General features: G+C 59.2%; 16 protein-coding genes. 5 read left to right on the top strand and 11 right to left on the bottom strand.

Annotation, left to right across the window (positions count from 1 at the left end; genetic code table 11):
* Positions 1-120: 120 nt before the first annotated feature.
* The 6 genes from ACP7B1_RS01830 to leuS form a co-directional block, all read right to left on the bottom strand.
* On the bottom strand, positions 121-972 hold the full coding sequence (locus tag ACP7B1_RS01830) for an ABC transporter permease subunit (protein ID WP_346306641.1): 852 nt from the start codon (positions 970-972) through the stop codon (positions 121-123).
* Complete coding sequence (locus ACP7B1_RS01825; protein WP_346306640.1) at positions 969-1742, bottom strand: taurine ABC transporter ATP-binding protein; 774 nt, start codon at positions 1740-1742, stop codon at positions 969-971. The genes ACP7B1_RS01830 and ACP7B1_RS01825 overlap by 4 nt, the downstream gene beginning before the upstream one ends.
* 112 nt (positions 1743-1854) lie before the next feature.
* On the bottom strand, positions 1855-2862 hold the full coding sequence (tauA, locus tag ACP7B1_RS01820) for a taurine ABC transporter substrate-binding protein (RefSeq protein ID WP_346306639.1): 1008 nt from the start codon (positions 2860-2862) through the stop codon (positions 1855-1857).
* A 146-nt stretch (positions 2863-3008) separates the two neighbouring features.
* A complete protein-coding gene (locus ACP7B1_RS01815) occupies positions 3009-4169 on the bottom strand; it encodes an AAA family ATPase (protein ID WP_346306638.1) in 1161 nt (386 codons plus the stop codon).
* Between the two features lie 21 nt (positions 4170-4190).
* Entirely contained in the window at positions 4191-4772 is a 582-nt protein-coding gene (locus ACP7B1_RS01810) for an LPS assembly lipoprotein LptE (protein WP_346306637.1), read from the bottom strand.
* A complete protein-coding gene (leuS, locus tag ACP7B1_RS01805) occupies positions 4759-7389 on the bottom strand; it encodes a leucine--tRNA ligase (protein WP_346306636.1) in 2631 nt (876 codons plus the stop codon). The genes ACP7B1_RS01810 and leuS overlap by 14 nt, the downstream gene beginning before the upstream one ends.
* A 119-nt stretch (positions 7390-7508) precedes the next feature.
* On the opposite strand from leuS, the gene ACP7B1_RS01800 reads away from it, so the two are divergent.
* Positions 7509-8174: a YggS family pyridoxal phosphate-dependent enzyme gene (locus tag ACP7B1_RS01800; protein ID WP_346306635.1), complete on the top strand. Its 666-nt coding sequence runs from the start codon at positions 7509-7511 to the stop codon at positions 8172-8174.
* A gap of 10 nt (positions 8175-8184) precedes the next feature.
* Here ACP7B1_RS01800 and ACP7B1_RS01795 read toward each other — a convergent pair whose 3' ends face one another.
* Positions 8185-8727: a YcbK family protein gene (locus tag ACP7B1_RS01795; protein ID WP_346306634.1), complete on the bottom strand. Its 543-nt coding sequence runs from the start codon at positions 8725-8727 to the stop codon at positions 8185-8187.
* Positions 8728-9023: 296 nt separating this feature from the next.
* Between ACP7B1_RS01795 and acs the strand changes: the two genes are divergently transcribed.
* Positions 9024-10976, top strand: a complete 1953-nt coding sequence (gene acs, locus ACP7B1_RS01790) for an acetate--CoA ligase (protein ID WP_426136336.1) — start codon at positions 9024-9026, stop codon at positions 10974-10976.
* Positions 10977-11017: 41 nt separating this feature from the next.
* Here acs and ACP7B1_RS01785 read toward each other — a convergent pair whose 3' ends face one another.
* From ACP7B1_RS01785 to ACP7B1_RS01775, 3 genes are all read right to left on the bottom strand, one after another.
* A complete protein-coding gene (locus ACP7B1_RS01785) occupies positions 11018-12283 on the bottom strand; it encodes a cyclopropane-fatty-acyl-phospholipid synthase family protein (RefSeq protein ID WP_346307049.1) in 1266 nt (421 codons plus the stop codon).
* A gap of 355 nt (positions 12284-12638) precedes the next feature.
* Complete coding sequence (locus ACP7B1_RS01780; RefSeq protein ID WP_346307050.1) at positions 12639-12926, bottom strand: addiction module antidote protein; 288 nt, start codon at positions 12924-12926, stop codon at positions 12639-12641.
* The gene (locus tag ACP7B1_RS01775; RefSeq protein WP_346307051.1) at positions 12907-13221 is read right to left on the bottom strand and encodes a type II toxin-antitoxin system RelE/ParE family toxin; all 315 of its coding nucleotides are present in this window, start codon (positions 13219-13221) and stop codon (positions 12907-12909) included. Before ACP7B1_RS01775 ends, ACP7B1_RS01780 begins: the two co-directional genes overlap by 20 nt.
* A gap of 192 nt (positions 13222-13413) precedes the next feature.
* Here ACP7B1_RS01775 and ACP7B1_RS01770 point away from each other — a divergent pair, with 192 nt between their 5' ends.
* On the top strand, positions 13414-14814 hold the full coding sequence (locus ACP7B1_RS01770; RefSeq protein ID WP_288192829.1) for an MATE family efflux transporter: 1401 nt from the start codon (positions 13414-13416) through the stop codon (positions 14812-14814).
* 10 nt (positions 14815-14824) lie between these two features.
* On the opposite strand, the gene ACP7B1_RS01765 is transcribed toward ACP7B1_RS01770, so the two are convergent.
* Complete coding sequence (locus ACP7B1_RS01765) at positions 14825-15058, bottom strand: DUF1674 domain-containing protein (protein ID WP_223613819.1); 234 nt, start codon at positions 15056-15058, stop codon at positions 14825-14827.
* Between the two features lie 115 nt (positions 15059-15173).
* On the opposite strand from ACP7B1_RS01765, the gene htpX reads away from it, so the two are divergent.
* Positions 15174-16145 (top strand): zinc metalloprotease HtpX, encoded by a 972-nt coding sequence (gene htpX / locus ACP7B1_RS01760; RefSeq protein WP_403180206.1) that lies wholly within the window; start codon positions 15174-15176, stop codon positions 16143-16145.
* Positions 16142-17521: an RsmB/NOP family class I SAM-dependent RNA methyltransferase gene (locus tag ACP7B1_RS01755; RefSeq protein WP_346305163.1), complete on the top strand. Its 1380-nt coding sequence runs from the start codon at positions 16142-16144 to the stop codon at positions 17519-17521. Before htpX ends, ACP7B1_RS01755 begins: the two co-directional genes overlap by 4 nt.
* Positions 17522-17693 lie beyond the last annotated feature (172 nt).

Here is a 17693-nt window from a genome sequence, read left to right as displayed (position 1 = left end):
TCTATAGAGAAAATATATTTCGTATAATGAGCTGCATGCGGATTGGTTTTCTCGGCGTCGTGCAAGCCAAAGCAAAGGCCAAGCGGTTTCCCGCAACACCTTTCCGCCGACGGGAGTTATCTATTCCCGACCGGCCCAGGGCACCACCATACGTTCCAGCCGCCTGATCCCGATTTCCAGAATGAACGCGACAATGGCAATAACGAAAATGCCCATGATGACCACGTTAGTGACCAGGAATTGTGCGGCAGACTGGATCATGAAGCCAAGACCGCGCGTCGCAGCCACCAGTTCCGCTGCAACCAGCGTTGACCATCCCGCCCCAAGCGCAATGCGCAATCCGGTCAGGATGGAGGGCAGTGCGCTTGGCAAGATCACATGGCGGACGACCTGCGACCGGGTAGCACCGAGGGCGCGCGCCGCATTGACCCGGTCAAGCGAAGCGCCTTTGACACCAGCGGCGGTGGAAATGGCAATCGGCGCCAGCATGGCAATGGCAATCACCAGGATTTTTGACGGCTCGCCTATACCGAACCAGATGATGACCAGCGGCAGATAGGCCAGTGGCGGAATGGGCCGGATGAATTCGATAATGGGATCGAAAATACCGCGCCCGATGGCGCTGACACCGATGGCGATGCCGGCGGGAACAGCGACTATCAGTGCAAGCAGCAGGGCCGCGAACACCCGCAGCAGGCTTGCAAGCAGGTGCTGCCACAGCGTGGCGTCGACAAAGCCATTGGTTGCGACGGAATAGAACTTCCACAGCACCGCCGAGGGCGCAGGCAGAAAAACCGGAGAAACCAGCTTGAAATGTGCCGCGACAATCCAGACAAGCAGCAGGCCGGCAATGGTTGCCGCGCTGGCAATGCGGGCCGTCCTTTTCGCCGAAGGCTTTGCCCCTTTGCCGTCAGGTTGCTCCGTGGCGCTTTCTACAGCAACATCCCGGCCGATTTCAACGGAGAGCGTCATACCGCCTCTCCTTCGAAAATGGAATCTTCGAGCTCGGCACGCGCTTGATTGAATGCCGGGTCTGCCTTGATCGACCGGACAGGTTCGCCGCCGGCATAGCGGCGGCCAAAACCAGCCTCGATCTCCCTGACAACCCGGCCGGGACCGGGGGCAAGCACCACGATCCGCGTCGCCAGCAGCAGCGCCTCGTCAATACCGTGGGTCACCATCAGAACGCCGACCGAGTTGGCGGCCCAGATATCTAGAAGCAGGGTCTGCATGCGTTCTCGCGTCAAGGCATCAAGCGCACCCAGCGGCTCGTCCATCAGCAGAAAATCCGGCTCTGCGGCCAATGCCCGGGCGAGGCCCACTCTCTGGCGCATACCACCCGACAACTCCCAGATCGCCTTGCCGCCGATGCCATCGAGCTTGACCCGTTCAAGCAGGCGCGTTGCAGCAGCATCCCGCTCCTGCGCGGGTACGCCACGCAGTTTCAGGGCGAAGCTGACATTGTCCCGCACGCTCAACCAGGGAAACAGCGCGTCATTCTGGAAGACAACGGCGCGATCGGCACCGGGCGACGTGATGGTCTTCCCATCCACGGTCACGGTTCCTCTGATCGGCGGCACCAGTCCGGCCGCAACATTGAGCAAGGTGGTCTTTCCGCATCCGGACCGTCCAACCAGGACGACGAAATCGCCTGATTGGACGGAAATGCTTGCCTGCGTGACAGCAGGCTGCACCTGACCGTCATAATGCACGGAGACATGATCGAGAAAGAGATGTGCCATAGGGTCTACCGGTTGAACGGCGGCGTTCACGGCCTTCCCGGTCTCCGGGGGAGAGGAAACCCCGAAGACCGGAAAGAACACATGAACACCCCCGCGTTACAAGGTTTTGAACTCAGTTCGATGCGAGTGCCGCCTCCACGAATTTTGCCGTTGCATATTTCGAGTAATCGGGAAGGACAGCGTCAATCTTCCCCTGCTCCTTCAGAAATTGCGATGTGGCGGCAATGGCCTTGACCGTATCGCCGCCAAGGAACCTGGAGGATGCCTGCTCCGTCAGGTTCGGGAAAACATAGCCCTTCAACAGAAGCGGCACGTCATCAACCTTTGCTCCCGTCAGACGGCTGATCTTTTCGGCCTGCGGCGATGTCGCAGACCATGCTTCCGGCTTCGCCAGATAGTCGGCATAGGCCGCCCCGGTCACTTTGACGAAATCACGCACGGCATCCGGGTGTTTTTCGGCAAATTCGGTACGGACGATCCAGGCATCGAATGTCGGCGCGCCCCATTCGGCAACTTTGGATGAATCCACGATGATTTTGCCGCTGGTCCTGATCTGGCCGAGCGCCGGATCCCATACATAGGCCGCATCGATATCACCGCGCTCCCAGGCCGCGGCGATTTCCGGCGGACGCAGGTTAAGGATGTTGACGGACTTTGAATCAACGCCTTCATGCTTCAATGCGGCAAGCAGACTGTAGTGCGTCGTTGAAACGAAGGGTACAGCCACTTTCTTGCCGGCCAGATCGGCAATCTTGCTGACATTGGAGCCGTTACGGGCGACCAGCGCTTCCGATTCCCCGATAAGACCGACAACGAGAATGGTCTGGATCGGCAACTCGCGGCTGGCGGCAGCCGCCAGCGGACTGGATCCGACATAACCGATGTCAACTGAGCCGGAAGCAACAGCGGCGATGACATCCGCGCCGGAATCAAACTTCCGCCAGTCGATTTTGGCGGATGCAGCTTTTTCATAGGCACCATCCGCCTGCGGGACCTTGGAAGGTTCGACCACGGTCTGATAGCCGATGGTGATCTTCAGATCCTCCGCCTGAGCGGACGCAAACGCTCCGAGACTGAAAAGAACAGTGGTCGCAGCAAGGAAATGACGGCGGGTGAACATCGGTGATCCTGACCTGTTGAAACAATCCTGTTCCAACTCTGGTCATCTCTACTTAAATTGTAGAGTTACGATCTGCCAAGTTTCCATCCCACCGAGAAAATAATTTCCCCGACGGCGCATTCGCGGAGAATCGGGGCGAACGATGCTCAATGGTCATCGTCGGCATAGCTACCCGACACGCGCACGCCCTTGATGGTCGTAGCACCATGGTCGCGCACCACCGTCAGGGCCCGCGCCCCGGTTCGCGCTTCAATTTCATCGGCAAGGATACGCGAATGGGTGACGACCCAAACCTGCGTCCGTTCCGCGGCATTGGCGATCATTTCCGCCAGGGCGGGAAGCATGGACGGGTGCAGGCTGGTCTCAGGCTCGTTCAGCGCGATAAGCCCGGGCAGGCGATAGGACAACAACGCGCCAGCCAAGGCGAGGAACCGGATCTGCCCGTCCGAAAGCTCTTCGGGCCGGAAAATCCGCTGCGGGAATTCCGGCATCTGCAAACCGAACGTCGCGGTTTCACCGGGCACAGGCACATCAAGCACCGCACCACCGAGAGCCGATGCAATGCAATGGTCGAGGTCAGCGGTATCCCCGCGGATGTGCACCAATGTGGCGAAAACGGCAGCCAGATTCCGGCCGTCCTCATCCAGCATCGGCGCAGTGATTGCCAGAGCAGGCTGCCTGACCGGCGAATCGCGGTCCGTCCGGAAGCCGTGGTAGAACCGCCATCCCAGAATGGTGGCGCGCAAATCACCGATTTCGGGATATCGTCCCGCATTGCCGAGCGCCGCCAATGCGGTTTCCGAATCAAGCAGGCGCACCGGATGCTCTATTCTCCGGCCGCCATCGTCGCGGGCAAACACCGCCGGACCCTTGCGGCCCATCATCTCGACCGGCCGGCGGCCGGAATCGATTGTCAGACTTTCTTCCTTGATCTGCGGTTCAAAGGCAAAGCCTGCCGCAACCGGAGGCCGCAACCCGATCTCGATGCTGTAAGTCGGGGCAAATCCCGTTCGCACCGCATGCCCGGTCCGAATCGCTTCCTCGTCATCGTCAAAAGAGGCGCTGAAGACCATGCGCACCGGACCGGGTTTGCGCTTGCCGGTCCACAATGCCGATTGCATACCGCCCTCACGGGCTATTTCATAGGAAAGCGTGCCCTCGGCCGCCGCCTTGATCATCTGCATGGCGCGGTAAAGGTTGGATTTGCCGACACCGTTCTCGCCAACGAACACGGCAAGCTGGCGGATATCCAACCGGATCGACTGCAGCGACCGGTAACCGGTCGCCGAGAGGGAAATCAGACGCATGGGGGCCGCCCCGTTATGCCCTTAAAGCTTGGACATGTCCTGCGCAACACTGAGGTTCAACGCCTCCGCGACTTCCCGTGCCGCCCGGTTGATCGCATCGCGCTGCGCCCGCAGAACGGCGTAGCGCTGTCTTGGTGCATCGTAGTCCGCCGTCACAAGACGGGTGCCCTTGCCAACCACCTTGCCGTCCGCAATGCGCGTCAGCGTGTAACTGCCTGTCATGCGCATCGAACCGGCGGTCGGCTGTCCGGATTTGTCGTTTGTTGCATTCTGGATGAGTGCAAGCGACAGATCCTGGTAGCTGACGCCGAGTTGCAGCGTATAGGCGGCATTCGCAGGCTGCCCGGCTCCATGATTGAACATGAAGATCAGATTGTTGCGCACCTGCTGTGCTTCACGGCTGCCCACTTCCGCAATGACGATGGTGGCAAGTTTCGACTGCACGCTGCCGCTCACGCCAGCGCCTGCCCCGGCCACGGGACCCGGATTGGAATAGAGCGGGCGAACCTGGCAACCACCGGCGATCAGAGCCAAGCCGAGAACGCATACGGACAGCAAGCGCTTGGAGCCGGACACCGGCTGGAAACGATCAGGCAACGACATTGATGATCCTCTGCGGTACGATAATGACTTTCTTCGGCGGATTACCGTTCAACACCACCTTGACAAAATCAAGTTCGAGAGCGGCCTTTTCGACCGTCAATTGATCCGCATCGCGGGCAATTGTCAAATCACCCCGCTTCTTGCCGTTTATCTGTACCGGCATCGTGACGGTGTTCTCGACGATCAGCGCTTCGTTGTGGTGCGGCCAGGCCTTGTCAGCAACGAAACCGCTGCCGTTGAGGGCTTTCCAGCATTCCTCGGCCAGATGCGGCATCATCGGCGCGATCATGGCAATCAGCATGTCCGTTGCTTCGCGGCAGGCAGCAATGGTTGTCGCATCGGCTTCCCCTGCGGCGATTTTCTGCAAGGGACCAGCCAGCACGTTGACGAGTTCATAGAGACGCGCAACGGCCTTGTTGAAAGCCAGTTTTTCGATGTCTTCGCCGACAGCCTTGACTGTCCGGTGGGCAGCCTTGGAAATCGCTGCCGCATCGCCGTCGAAGGCAGGTGCGGCCGCCGCTCCCTGCAGGACGGGCGCTGCTTCGGAAATCAGACGCCAGACACGCTGGACAAAACGATGCGCGCCCTCGGCTCCCGCTTCAGTCCAGATCACGTCGCGCTCGGGCGGCGAATCCGACAGCATGAACCAGCGTGCGGTATCGGCGCCATAGGAAGCGATGATGTCGTCCGGATCGACAACGTTCTTCTTCGACTTCGACATTTTCTCGATGGAGCCGATTTCGACCTCGTCGCCGGTGGCAATCAGAACCGCCCGGCGCTTGCCGTTGCTTTCCTCCAGCCGCACCTCGGCCGGTGTGACCCAACTGCCATTGGCGCCCGTGCCAAGCCGGTAGGTCTCGTGCACGACCATGCCTTGCGTGAACAGTCCCTTGAACGGCTCGCTGATATCGAGATGCCCGGCAACTTTCATCGCGCGGGTAAAGAAACGCGAATAGAGCAGATGCAGGATCGCATGCTCGATGCCGCCGATATACTGATCGACCGGCAGCCAGTGATTGGCCACTTTCGGGTCCGTCGGCTCGTTCTCCCACGGCGCGGTGAAGCGGGCAAAATACCAGGACGAATCGACAAATGTATCCATCGTGTCGGTTTCGCGCCGGGCAGCCTTGCCGCATTGCGGGCAATTGACATGCCGCCACGTCGGATGCCGGTCGAGCGGATTACCCGGACGATCGAATTCCACGTCATCCGGCAGCTTCACCGGCAGATCAGTCTTGGGAACCGGAACAACGCCGCAATCGTCGCAATGGATCATCGGGATCGGGCAGCCCCAGTAGCGCTGACGCGAGATGCCCCAGTCGCGCAGGCGGAAATTCACCTTGCGCTCGCCCTGCGGACGGCCGCCGATTGTTTGTTCTTCCAGAAGTTTGGCAACCGCGTCAAAGGCCACTGCGGGCGACAGCCCATCGAGGAAGCGCGAATTGATCATCACGCCGTCATCAACATAAGCGGTTTCGGTGATCTGGAATGTGGCCGCATCGCCGCCCTCCGGCATGACAACAGCCACGACGGGCAGGCCATACTTGTTGGCAAAGTCCAGATCGCGCTGATCGCCGGACGGGCAGCCGAAAATCGCGCCCGTGCCGTAATCCATCAACACGAAATTCGCGACAAAGACCGGCAGCGTCCAGTTCTCGTCAAGAGGATGCTTGACGCGCAGGCCCGTATCGAAACCCCGCTTTTCCGCCGTTTCCAGCGCAGCCAGAGATGTACCCGCACGGCGGCATTCATCGTTGAATTCAGCCAGGGCGGGATTATTCTCTGCCGCTTTTTTTGCCAGCGGATGATCCGCCGCAATGGCCAGGAACGATGCACCGAACAGCGTATCGGGCCGCGTCGTATAGACCTCGACCTCGGTCTCGCCACCGATCTGCGATTGGGTGTCCAGCGCCCAGCGGATCAGCATGCCTTCGGACTTGCCGATCCAGTTGCGCTGCATAAGCCGCACCTTGTCCGGCCACTGATCGAGACCATCCAGAGCGCTCAGCAACTCTTCATTGAAATCGGTGATCTTGAAGAACCACTGCGTCAGTTCGCGCTGCTCCACCAGCGCGCCGGAGCGCCATCCGCGGCCATCGATGACCTGCTCGTTGGCAAGCACCGTCATGTCCTCGGGATCCCAGTTGACCTTGGAAGACTTGCGCGTCACCAGCCCCTTTTCGACAAAGTCGAGGAACAGCATCTGCTGACGGTGGTAATATTCGACGTCGCAGGTGGCGAATTCGCGCGACCAGTCCAGCGAAAGACCCATGGACTTCAGCTGGCTGCGCATGGTCGCGATGTTCTGATAGGTCCATTCCTTGGGATGAACCTTGTTCTGCATCGCCGCGTTTTCTGCCGGCATGCCGAAGGCGTCCCATCCCATCGGGTGGAGAACATTGAATCCCTTGGCGCGCTTGTAGCGGGCAACGACGTCACCCATGGCATAGTTACGCACATGCCCCATGTGGATGCGTCCCGACGGATAGGGGAACATCTCAAGCACGTAGTAGGGGTCGCGCGGATCGTCATTGTCGGTTTCAAAGAGCTTGGCTTCGTCCCAAACCTTTTGCCAATGCTTCTCGGCTACGCGGGGATTGTATCGTTCGGTTGCCATGAACGGGATTCTCTTGCAAAGGATAGTGATGGGCGGACCTTCACCATGGATTGACCAGAGCGTCAACCATTGACAATGAGGGTTTGGCCGAAACTGCATCAAAAAGGACACGCTTGACCATGTCGACCGCCGTTGAAAACCTTCTTGCCGTTCGTAAAGCCATTGCGAAAGCCGAAGCGGAAGCCAACCGTAGGGAAGGCTCGGTGACACTCGTTGCCGTATCGAAAACCTTTGACGCAGCAGAGATTCGCCCTGTTCTGGATGCCGGACAGCGTGTTTTCGGGGAAAACCGTGTTCAGGAAGCGCAGTCGAAGTGGCCCGGTTTGCGCGAGGACTATTCGGGTATAGACCTTCATCTCATCGGGCCGCTGCAATCAAACAAGAGTGAAGACGCCGTTGCGCTGTTTGATGTCATCGAAACGGTTGACCGGGAAAAGATCGCCGCAGCCCTTGCCGGCGAAATGAAGAAGCAGAACCGGTTTCCCAAGCTCTACGTTCAGGTCAATACCGGCTCCGAACCGCAGAAAGCCGGGATCGAGCCGAAGGAAGCGGTCGCCTTTGTCGAGCGTTGCCGCACAATGCACGGGCTGGCCATCGAAGGCCTGATGTGCATCCCTCCGGCGGATGAGAACCCTGGCCCGCACTTTGCCCTTCTGGAAAAGATCGCGCACGAAGCCGGCGTGGAAAAGCTCTCCATGGGCATGTCGGGTGACTACGAGGCCGCCGTCGGCTTTGGCGCGACATCCGTGCGCGTCGGCTCGGCCATTTTCGGCAGCCGAACCTGAGACGCTGTCGTCACCAGCTGCGGCGCGGTCCCGTATCGATGTGATAGTAACCGGCGGGATAGCGTTTGAAGCCGCCGACTTCCTTGCTGCCCGACAGATGCTGCAACAGGCCGGAAGCGCTTCCATGCACACGGAAATCAACAGCCTGGCAGCTCAGATGGTAAGATTTTTCCCGCCCGCCTGCCTTGCGGTTGGCATTGCGTGACCGCACGGTCGAATTGACGGTGATCGGGCCATAGGCTGCCGAAACGCGGTTCAAGACATGCTTGAGCCGTTCCGGTACGCAATTGGCCGGAGCCTTGTACTGAATATAGGATTTGCCGCGCGGCATGGCCGCAAGCACGAGCGGATTGATCTTGTCGAACAGGGAATCGCCGAGCAGATGCGCATGCTCTTCGTCAAAGAGGTGTGCACCGAGCCGTTTCCAGGGATTGGCCGGTTCCGGCAGCGTGCCGGCAGTGGCGGGATTGGCAAAAGTGAGCCCGAACAGGGCAATCGCCAGAGAGGCGGATTTTGCGCGAAACACAACGCCGCGCAAGGGTAACATCGTCATCCATCAGTCCTTGATTGGGCGCACGCTTCTCAGTCCACACGGCGCGCCGGCATTATCCTCCCAAGTCAAGGCAGAGACGGTCTAAGGCAAAATGTGTCCAAAATGGATCACGCCCCATAACAAAATGTAACGTAATATTACGACACGTCGCGGTTTGTGTGCGACGGAACGCCGTTCCCTCCGGGGCATTTGTTGTATTTACGCATCGATTTGCATGGTGATAATGAACGCCATGCGCCTCTCTCCCCGGGAGGCATCCGGGTGGAGGCCCGTCAGCTCAGGTTTGGAGGAAATTGATGTCCGAGAAGGTCTACCCCGTGCTGCCAAGCGCGAAGAAGAACGCGTTTATCGACAACGAAACATATCTCGCCTGGTACAAGCAGAGCATCAAGGATCCGGAGAAGTTCTGGGCCAAGCACGGCAAGCGCATCGACTGGTTCAAGCCCTATACCAAGGTCAAGAACACCTCCTTCGAGGGCAAGGTGGCGATCAAATGGTTCGAAGATGGCCAGACCAATGTCTCTTACAATTGCATCGACCGGCACCTGAAGAAGCGCGGCGACCAGGTCGCCATCATCTGGGAGGGCGACAATCCCTATCTCGACAAGAAAGTCACCTACAACGAGTTGTATGAGCAGGTCTGCCGTCTTGCCAATGTGCTGAAGAAGCACGGCGTCAAGAAGGGCGACCGCGTGACGATCTATATGCCGATGATCGTCGAAGCCACCTACGCCATGCTGGCCTGCGCGCGTATCGGCGCTGTCCACTCCGTCGTTTTCGGCGGTTTCTCGCCCGATGCGCTTGCCGGCCGCATCATCGATTGCGAATCCACCTTCGTTATCACGGCCGACGAAGGCATGCGCGGCGGCAAGCAGATTCCGCTGAAGGACAATACGGACAAGGCCATCGACATCGCTGCCAAGAATTATGTGATGGTGAAGAACGTGCTGGTTGTCCGCCGCACGGGCGGCAAGACCAGTTGGGCGCCCAACCGCGACCTCTGGTATCACGAGGAAATTCTCAGCGTGAAGCCCGAGTGCAAGCCGGAAAAGATGAAGGCCGAGGATCCGCTGTTCATCCTTTACACATCGGGCTCCACCGGCAAGCCGAAGGGTGTGCTGCACACGACAGGCGGCTATCTCGTCTATGCCTCGATGACGCACCAATATGTCTTCGACTATCACGATGGTGATATCTACTGGTGCACGGCCGACGTGGGCTGGGTCACCGGCCACTCCTATATCGTCTACGGCCCGCTTGCCAATGGCGCCACAACCCTGATGTTCGAAGGTGTTCCCAACTACCCCACCAATTCGCGCTTCTGGGAAGTCATCGACAAGCACAAGGTCAACATCTTCTACACTGCACCCACCGCCATCCGCGCGCTGATGAGCGCGGGTGATGAGCCGGTCAAGAAGACCTCGCGCAAATCGCTGCGCATCCTTGGTTCGGTCGGCGAACCGATCAACCCGGAAGCCTGGGAATGGTACTATCAGGTGGTCGGCGACAAGCGCTCGCCCATCGTCGATACCTGGTGGCAGACGGAAACTGGCGGTATTCTCATCACGCCGCTGCCGGGTGCCACCGACTTGAAACCGGGGTCCGCCACGCGCCCGTTCTTCGGCGTGCAGCCACAGCTGGTCGACAATGAAGGCGATGTGCTGGAAGGTGCAGCCGACGGCAATCTCTGCATCAGCGACTCGTGGCCGGGACAGATGCGCACGCTCTATGGCGATCACAAGCGCTTCATCGAGGCTTACTTCTCCACCTACAAGGGCAAGTATTTCACCGGGGATGGCTGCCGCCGCGACAAGGATGGCTATTACTGGATCACCGGCCGTGTCGACGACGTCCTCAACGTCTCGGGTCACCGCATGGGCACCGCCGAAGTGGAATCCGCTCTGGTCTCCCATGACACGGTTTCGGAAGCGGCAGTGGTCGGTTATCCCCATGACCTGAAGGGACAGGGCATCTATTGCTATGTCACGCTGATGGCTGGCCTTGAAGGCACTGACGAGTTGCGCAAGGAACTTGTTGCCCATGTGCGCAAGGAAATCGGGCCGATTGCCTCCCCGGACAAGATCCAGTTTGCACCGGGCCTGCCCAAGACGCGCTCGGGCAAGATCATGCGCCGCATCCTGCGCAAGATCGCCGAGGACGATTTCGGCTCATTGGGCGATACGTCGACACTGGCCGATCCGGCTGTTGTCGACGATCTGATCGCCAACCGGCAGAACAAGAAGGGCTGAGCGGCAAGCCGCTACAAAAACCCTAACAAGAGCCGGTCTCTCTAGCCGTAGAGATCGGCTCTTGTCTGTGGCACTGCGGAAATCCCGCGCTTGCGCTTGGACGCCAGCGTCTGGTTGATCTGTACGGTCCCGCGCTCGAACGCCAGCGCGCAGCCGGTCAGGTAGAGCAGCCAGAGCCGGGCTTTTGGCGCACCGACTTCCGCAATCGCCTCGTCAAAGCGGGCATGCAGGCGATCGGCCCAGAGACGGCAGGTCCGGCCATAGTGCTCGCGCAGGTTTTCCACATCGTGAACCTCGAAACCATAGCCTTCGAGATTTTCAATGGTCATGCCGAGATGGTCGAGTTCACCGCCCGGGAAGATATATTTTACCAGCGCCAGATGCTCGGCACTCTTGCGGCCGAACGTCTTCTTGTTGCGCTTCATGCGACGGGTGATGGCGTGATGAAGGTAAAGGCCGCCCGGTCGCAGCAGACGATGCACGCTGGAAAAATACGTATCGTAATTGGCGATGCCGACATGTTCGAACATGCCGATCGATGAAATCTTGTCGAACTCCTCGTCGAGGTGTTCGTAGGATTTCACGTGAATCGTGATCTTGTCTTCCAGACCCTCTGCCTTGATCCGCTCGCGGGCAAGCGCAGTCTGTGCTTCCGAAAGCGACACGCCGGTTCCAGTGATGCCATAATGCTTGGCCGCATGGATCAGCATCGCACCCCAGCCGCAGCCGATATCCAGCAGTTTTTCGCCGGGCTTCAAGCGCAACTTGCGGCAGATCAGGTCCAGCTTGGCTTCCTGCGCCTGGTCCAAACTGTTGGCCCAATCGGTGAAGTAGGCACAGGTATAGACCATGCGCTCGTCGAGAAAGAGCTGGTAGAATTCATTCGACACATCATAGTGGTGGGTAATGGCCGCCTTGTCGGAGCCGCTGACGAAAGGCTTCTGTCCATCGACGCCCGAAGCATCCGTACCGCGGCCGCCGAGCAGCAAGGCCGGCACGTCCTTCAGCAATTGCCATTTGGGCAGGGTCTTGAGCTTCTGCTTGAACTTGCCTTTGGGCCCACGCTCGACCAGGTCGAACAGCGTGCCGTTCTTCACGTCGATCTGGCCCGAAATCCACAGCTCGACGATCGATCCGATGTTGGGTTTCAGCGCCAGACGGCGCACGGCCATCGGATCGTTGATCGCAAGCACCGGGCCGTCCATGTCGCCGATACGCTCGCCATTCCATAGCTCCACGGCAAATTGCGGCTCCAGCATATGTAGGACTGTGCGGATGATCCGCGCCGCGCTTTCTTGTGCCGCCATGCAACAACTCCAAATCATAGGCTCCGGCACACTGCTGCCAGAGGTCCGGCAGAACCTATGCGCTTCGTTTCCGGCTGGCAACGCACTTTCACGGGCAGCTGAAAACGGCGATTGAAAATTTTCCCTTGAAACCTGACGCGCCAGACCCCATTCTCAATTTGTGTTCAACGAATGAAAAGGAGGTGATCCGATGTCTCGTGATTTCGCAAACTGCCACAAGGCGTCTGATGCTTTCCATCGGGGATCGTCTCTCCGTTGAATAAGCAACCCTGGCTAGTCCAGGGGTAAGAAGGCCAAACGACAGCTTTGTGCCAGACGGAATTGCGGGGCCACTCTTCGGAGTGGCCCTTTCCGTTCAGGCGGCACGTTTTCCTGTAATCTGGAAACCGATCGCCTTCATGACGGCAATGGTCGTTTCAAGCGTCGGATTCCCGTCCTCGCTCAAAGACCTGTACAGTTGTTCACGCGCCAAGCCGGTTGCACGGGCAATGCTCGTCATCCCTTTGGCGCGCGCCACGACACCCAGCGCTTTTGCAATATGACCTGCGTCGCCCGTTTCAAACGCATCGGCCAGGAACACTTCGATTGCATCGTCCGATTTCAAAGCCTCTGCTGGATCATAATCATAAAGCTTTGTCACCATTGTCGTCTTTCCATTCTGCAGCCATCAGTTTTGCATTGCGTATGTCCTGCTGTTGCGTGCTCTTGTTCCCACCGCACAAGAGAATGACAATCTCGGAATTGTGCCGTTTGAAATAAACGCGATAGCCGGGTCCGTAGTGAATACGCAGTTCGCTGACGCCCTGTCCCACTGACAAAACATCACCGACCAGACCATTGGCCAAACGGAATAGCCGGGCAGCAATCGCAGCTCTTGCCCTGTCGTCTTTAAGCTTCCGCTCCCATCTCCGATAGGTATCCGTCTGTTTGATCTGCATTAAAAATGTATTTTTTAAATTACAATATGTCAATTCCTCCAAGTATTAATCGGATGACATTCCAAATGAAACCAACGCCAGATTGTATCCGTGATGCACTTTGCTCTTTCCAAAATTGATGATACCAAGATTTCTGCCTGAAAATGGTGCACTCTGCCTCTATACGAGGCAATTCCCTCGGAAAGACCCACGATGTCCGCCCTCTCGACCCCAAACGCAGCACCGAAGCGTGCATGGCGTGACGAAATCATTGCAATGCTGTCCTTGAGCTGGCCTATGATTCTCACCAACCTGGCTCAGACCGCCATGACGGCAACCGACGTCATGATGATGGGCTGGGTCAGTGCGCACACGCTGGCCGCCGGGGCGCTTGGTACCAATCTCTATTATGTTCCGATGATCTTTGGCCTTGGTCTCATGCTGGCGACATCGCCGATGATGGCACGCGAGCTGGGCCGCAACAAACACACCGTACGGGAAATCCGCCGCACCGTGCGGCAGGGCCTGTGGATTGCCGTGACGATCTCCATTCCCATCTGGCTTGTCCTTTGGAACACCCAGTCGATCCTGACGGCCATGGGGCAGGATCCGGCACTTGCAGCCGAAGCAGGCGCCTATGTCAGGGCCCTGCAATGGGCGGCCCTGCCGTTCTATTGCTACATCGTCGTCCGTTCATTCCTGGCAGCACTCGAGCGTCCAGGCTGGGCGCTGGTGATCGCTGTCCTCGCCGTGATGTTCAATGCCCTGGCAAACTGGTGCCTGATCTTCGGCCATTTCGGTTTCCCCAAACTCGGCATCGTCGGCTCGGGCATTGCCACGACGCTGTCCTCTGCGCTGATGTTCATCGGTCTTGTCATCGTCGTTTTGCGTGACCGGCAGTTTCGCCGCTACCGCCTGTTTGGCCGGTTCTGGCGCGCCGACTGGGCCCGCTATCGCGAACTCCTGCGCCTCGGCCTGCCCATTGCAGCGATCCTCAGCTTCGAAGTGACCATTTTCAACGCGGCCGCCTTTCTGATGGGCATTATCGGGCCCGATTCCCTGGCCGCCCATGCCATTGCCATCCAGATCGCGTCGATCAGCTTCATGGTGCCTATGGGCTTTGGCCAGGCCGCCACGGTGCGCATTGGCAGGGCCTACGGTGCACAGGACCGGGATGGTATCAAGCGGGCGGGTTGGGTGGCATTTGCAGCCGGCACAGGCTTCATGGTTCTGACAGCGCTGCTCATGCTCCTGGCGCCCCACCAGCTCATCCGCGCATTCATTGACGTCAGCGATCCGGCCAATGCGCCGGTTGTATCCCTCGCAGTGTCGTTTCTGGCCTTTGCCGCGCTTTTTCAGATTTTTGACGGCGGGCAGGCCGTTGCCAGCGGCATGCTGCGCGGCCTGCATGACACGACGATACCGATGATCTATGCGGCCATTGCCTATTGGGGCATCGGCCTGCCGCTCTCGGTCGCCTTCGGTTTCTGGCTGAAACTGGAAGGCGCAGGCATCTGGCTCGGCCTGCTGTCCGGCCTGGCTGCCGCCGCCATTCTGCTGATGAGCCGTTGGTTGCGGCGGGAAAAACTGGGCATCGAAATCATCCGGCACTAGGCCGACGGGATCAGAAATCGATGGTGCGGCCCTTGATTTCCCAATCGCCGAAGCGGGCGGGATCCTTGCCGCCGCGCCCACCGATCTCCCGCGGCTGGCCAGCCTGTTGTTCCTCGGCCTTGCGGCGCGCCTCAGCTTCCAGCAATGCGCGCTGTGCGGCAGGCGGCAGTTGATCGAAAGGCTTGCCTGACGGCTGCTCGCCGGTCTCGGCCTGCGGCGTCTCCGATGTCTGGTCGCTGGTCATTCTGGTCTGTCCATCATTGAAGCTTGCTGTGTGAAACACCATCATATACCGGAAGATGTCGAACAAAAGGAATGATCTTGATACGTGAAATGTTCACAATGCGGGGAATGACACCATGAATGTAATGCGCACTGGAATGCTGCTCGCCTTCATGACCGCCTTGTTCATGGGCGTCGGTTTTCTCATTGGCGGCACCGGCGGCATGCTGATTGCCCTCGTCGTTGCGACAGGCATGAATCTCTTCAGCTACTGGAACTCCGACAAGATGGTCCTGCGGATGTACAACGCCGTCGAAGTCGACCAGAACAACGCCCCGGAATATTACGGCATCGTGCGCGATCTCGCCGCGCGCGCTGGCTTGCCCATGCCACGCGTCTATCTCATTGAAAATGACCAGCCGAATGCTTTCGCCACGGGGCGCAATCCGCAGAACGCCGCGGTCGCCGCTTCCACCGGACTGCTGCATCGCCTGTCACCGAACGAGGTTGCGGCTGTCATGGCGCACGAGCTGGCGCATGTCGAGCACCGCGACACCCTGACCATGACCGTCACAGCCACCCTCGCCGGAGCAATCTCCATGCTTGGCAATTTTGCCATGTTCTTTGGCGGTGGCAATCGCAACAACAACAATCCCCTCGGTTTCATCGGCGTTCTCGTTGCCATGATCGTTGCGCCGTTCGCCGCCATGATCGTGCAGATGGCCATCAGCCGGACGCGCGAATACTCGGCGGACCGGCGCGGCGCGGAGATTTGCGGCAACCCGCTGTGGCTCGCCTCCGCACTCAACAAGATTGCCCGCGGCGCCAAGGAGATCGTCAACGAGGAAGCCGAGCGCAACCCGGCCTCCGCGTCGCTCTTCATCATCAATCCATTGAGCGGCCAAGGAGCTGACAATTTGTTCTCCACACATCCGAGCACCGAAAACCGTATCGCGGCCTTGCAGGCCATGGTGGAAGAGTTTCGCCAGCGTCCTGCCGCACCGCAGCCAATGGCGACGCCGGCTGCTTCCGCACAGGAGGAGCCTCAGGATGAGACACCGTCCCCCTGGGGCCGTGACGGTTCCTCGCGTAAAGGCCCATGGGCATGAGCGCGGGACAGGAGAGAAAGCGGCCGTCTGGCAGGAAGAACAGCGCCTCAAATTACCACGAGGCCGAAGACCGGCCGGGGCTGGCGGCGCGCCAATGCGCGACCCGGCTGCTGGGTGCCGTCATTGAAAAGCAGACCTCGCTGGATGGACTGACCGACAACAGCAACGGTCATCCGCAATACATGGCGCTTGACGACCGCGACCGGTCGCTGGTTCGCGCTATTCTCGGTGCTGCCCTGCGCAATCGCGGCGCCATTGAAGCAGCCATCGGCCAGCTGATCGACCGGCCATTGCCCGAAAACGCCGTTGCTCTGCGTCACTTGCTGCACGTGGCCGCTGCACAGATTCTCCATCTCGATATCCCCGATCGCGCCGCTGTCGATCTGGCGGTGACCGCCGCCAACAACGATCCGCGCAACCGCCGTTTCGCTTCGATGGTCAATGCCGTGCTGCGCCGCCTGTCGCGTGAGAGAGACACTCTCGTTTCGAATGCGAGCAACGTGCCGGCGTGGTTCGAAGACGGCCTGATCGCCGCCTATGGCAAGGAAAAAGCCAAGGCTATCCTGGATATACAGAGCAAAGAACCGCCCATTGACCTCACCGTCAAGGGCGATCCGCAGGAATGGGCGGACCGCCTTGGTGGCATTGCCCTCCCGACCGGGTCTGTGCGCATCGCCCAGGTCGATGGTGCGCTGACCAGCCTTGCAGGCTTTGCCGAAGGCGACTGGTGGGTGCAGGATACGGCAGCAAGCCTTCCTGCAAAACTCTTCGGCGACATCAAGGGAAAGCGTGTTGCCGACCTTTGTGCCGCTCCCGGAGGTAAGACCGCGCAATTGGCGCTGGCCGGCGCGCACGTCACGGCGCTTGACCTGTCGGCCAATCGCTTGAAACGCCTGCGATCAAACCTTGAGCGCCTGCAGCTGACGGCAGAAACCGTGGAAGCCAATCTCGCCGCCTATACTCCAGCTGAACCGTTCGACGCGGTTCTGCTTGATGCGCCCTGCTCCTCCACCGGCACCGTGCGGCGCCATCCCGACGTTCCGTGGACGAAGTCGCCAGCCGACATCCAGAAGCTTGCAACGCTTCAGGCCAAGCTGCTCGATCACGCGGTCACCCTGGTTCGTCCCGGCGGCGTCGTGGTCTTTTCCAATTGCTCGCTCGATCCGCTGGAAGGCGAAAAGGTTGCCAACGATCTTCTGGCCAAGAATCCGTCCATCGAATTGCTGCCGGTAAGCAAGGACGAGGTAGGCGGACTTGCCGAACTGATCACCCCGGAGGGCTATGTGCGTTCCACACCGGCTGACCTTGCCAACGATGATCCGGCCCTCTCAGGCATGGATGGTTTCTTCGCTGCACGTTTTCGCCGGAAAGATTAAAATCAAATACTAAAATTTTAACTGTTTTGGTTGCATAGTCCCGATTTGTCGTCGATGGGTTGAAACCAAAGCAATGATTTCAGGGAGCTGGGACAGGATTCCGCCGTGCGGGACATGTTTCGCGAACATGCGTAACAGCAGACTGAAGTGCGCCGGAATGCGGCGAAGCGAG

Source organism: Phyllobacterium sp. SL163 (genome assembly GCF_049896885.1).
GTDB lineage: Bacteria > Pseudomonadota > Alphaproteobacteria > Rhizobiales > Rhizobiaceae > Phyllobacterium > Phyllobacterium calauticae.
Note: the sequence above shows the minus strand (reverse complement) of the source record. Positions and strands in the feature narration are given on the sequence as shown.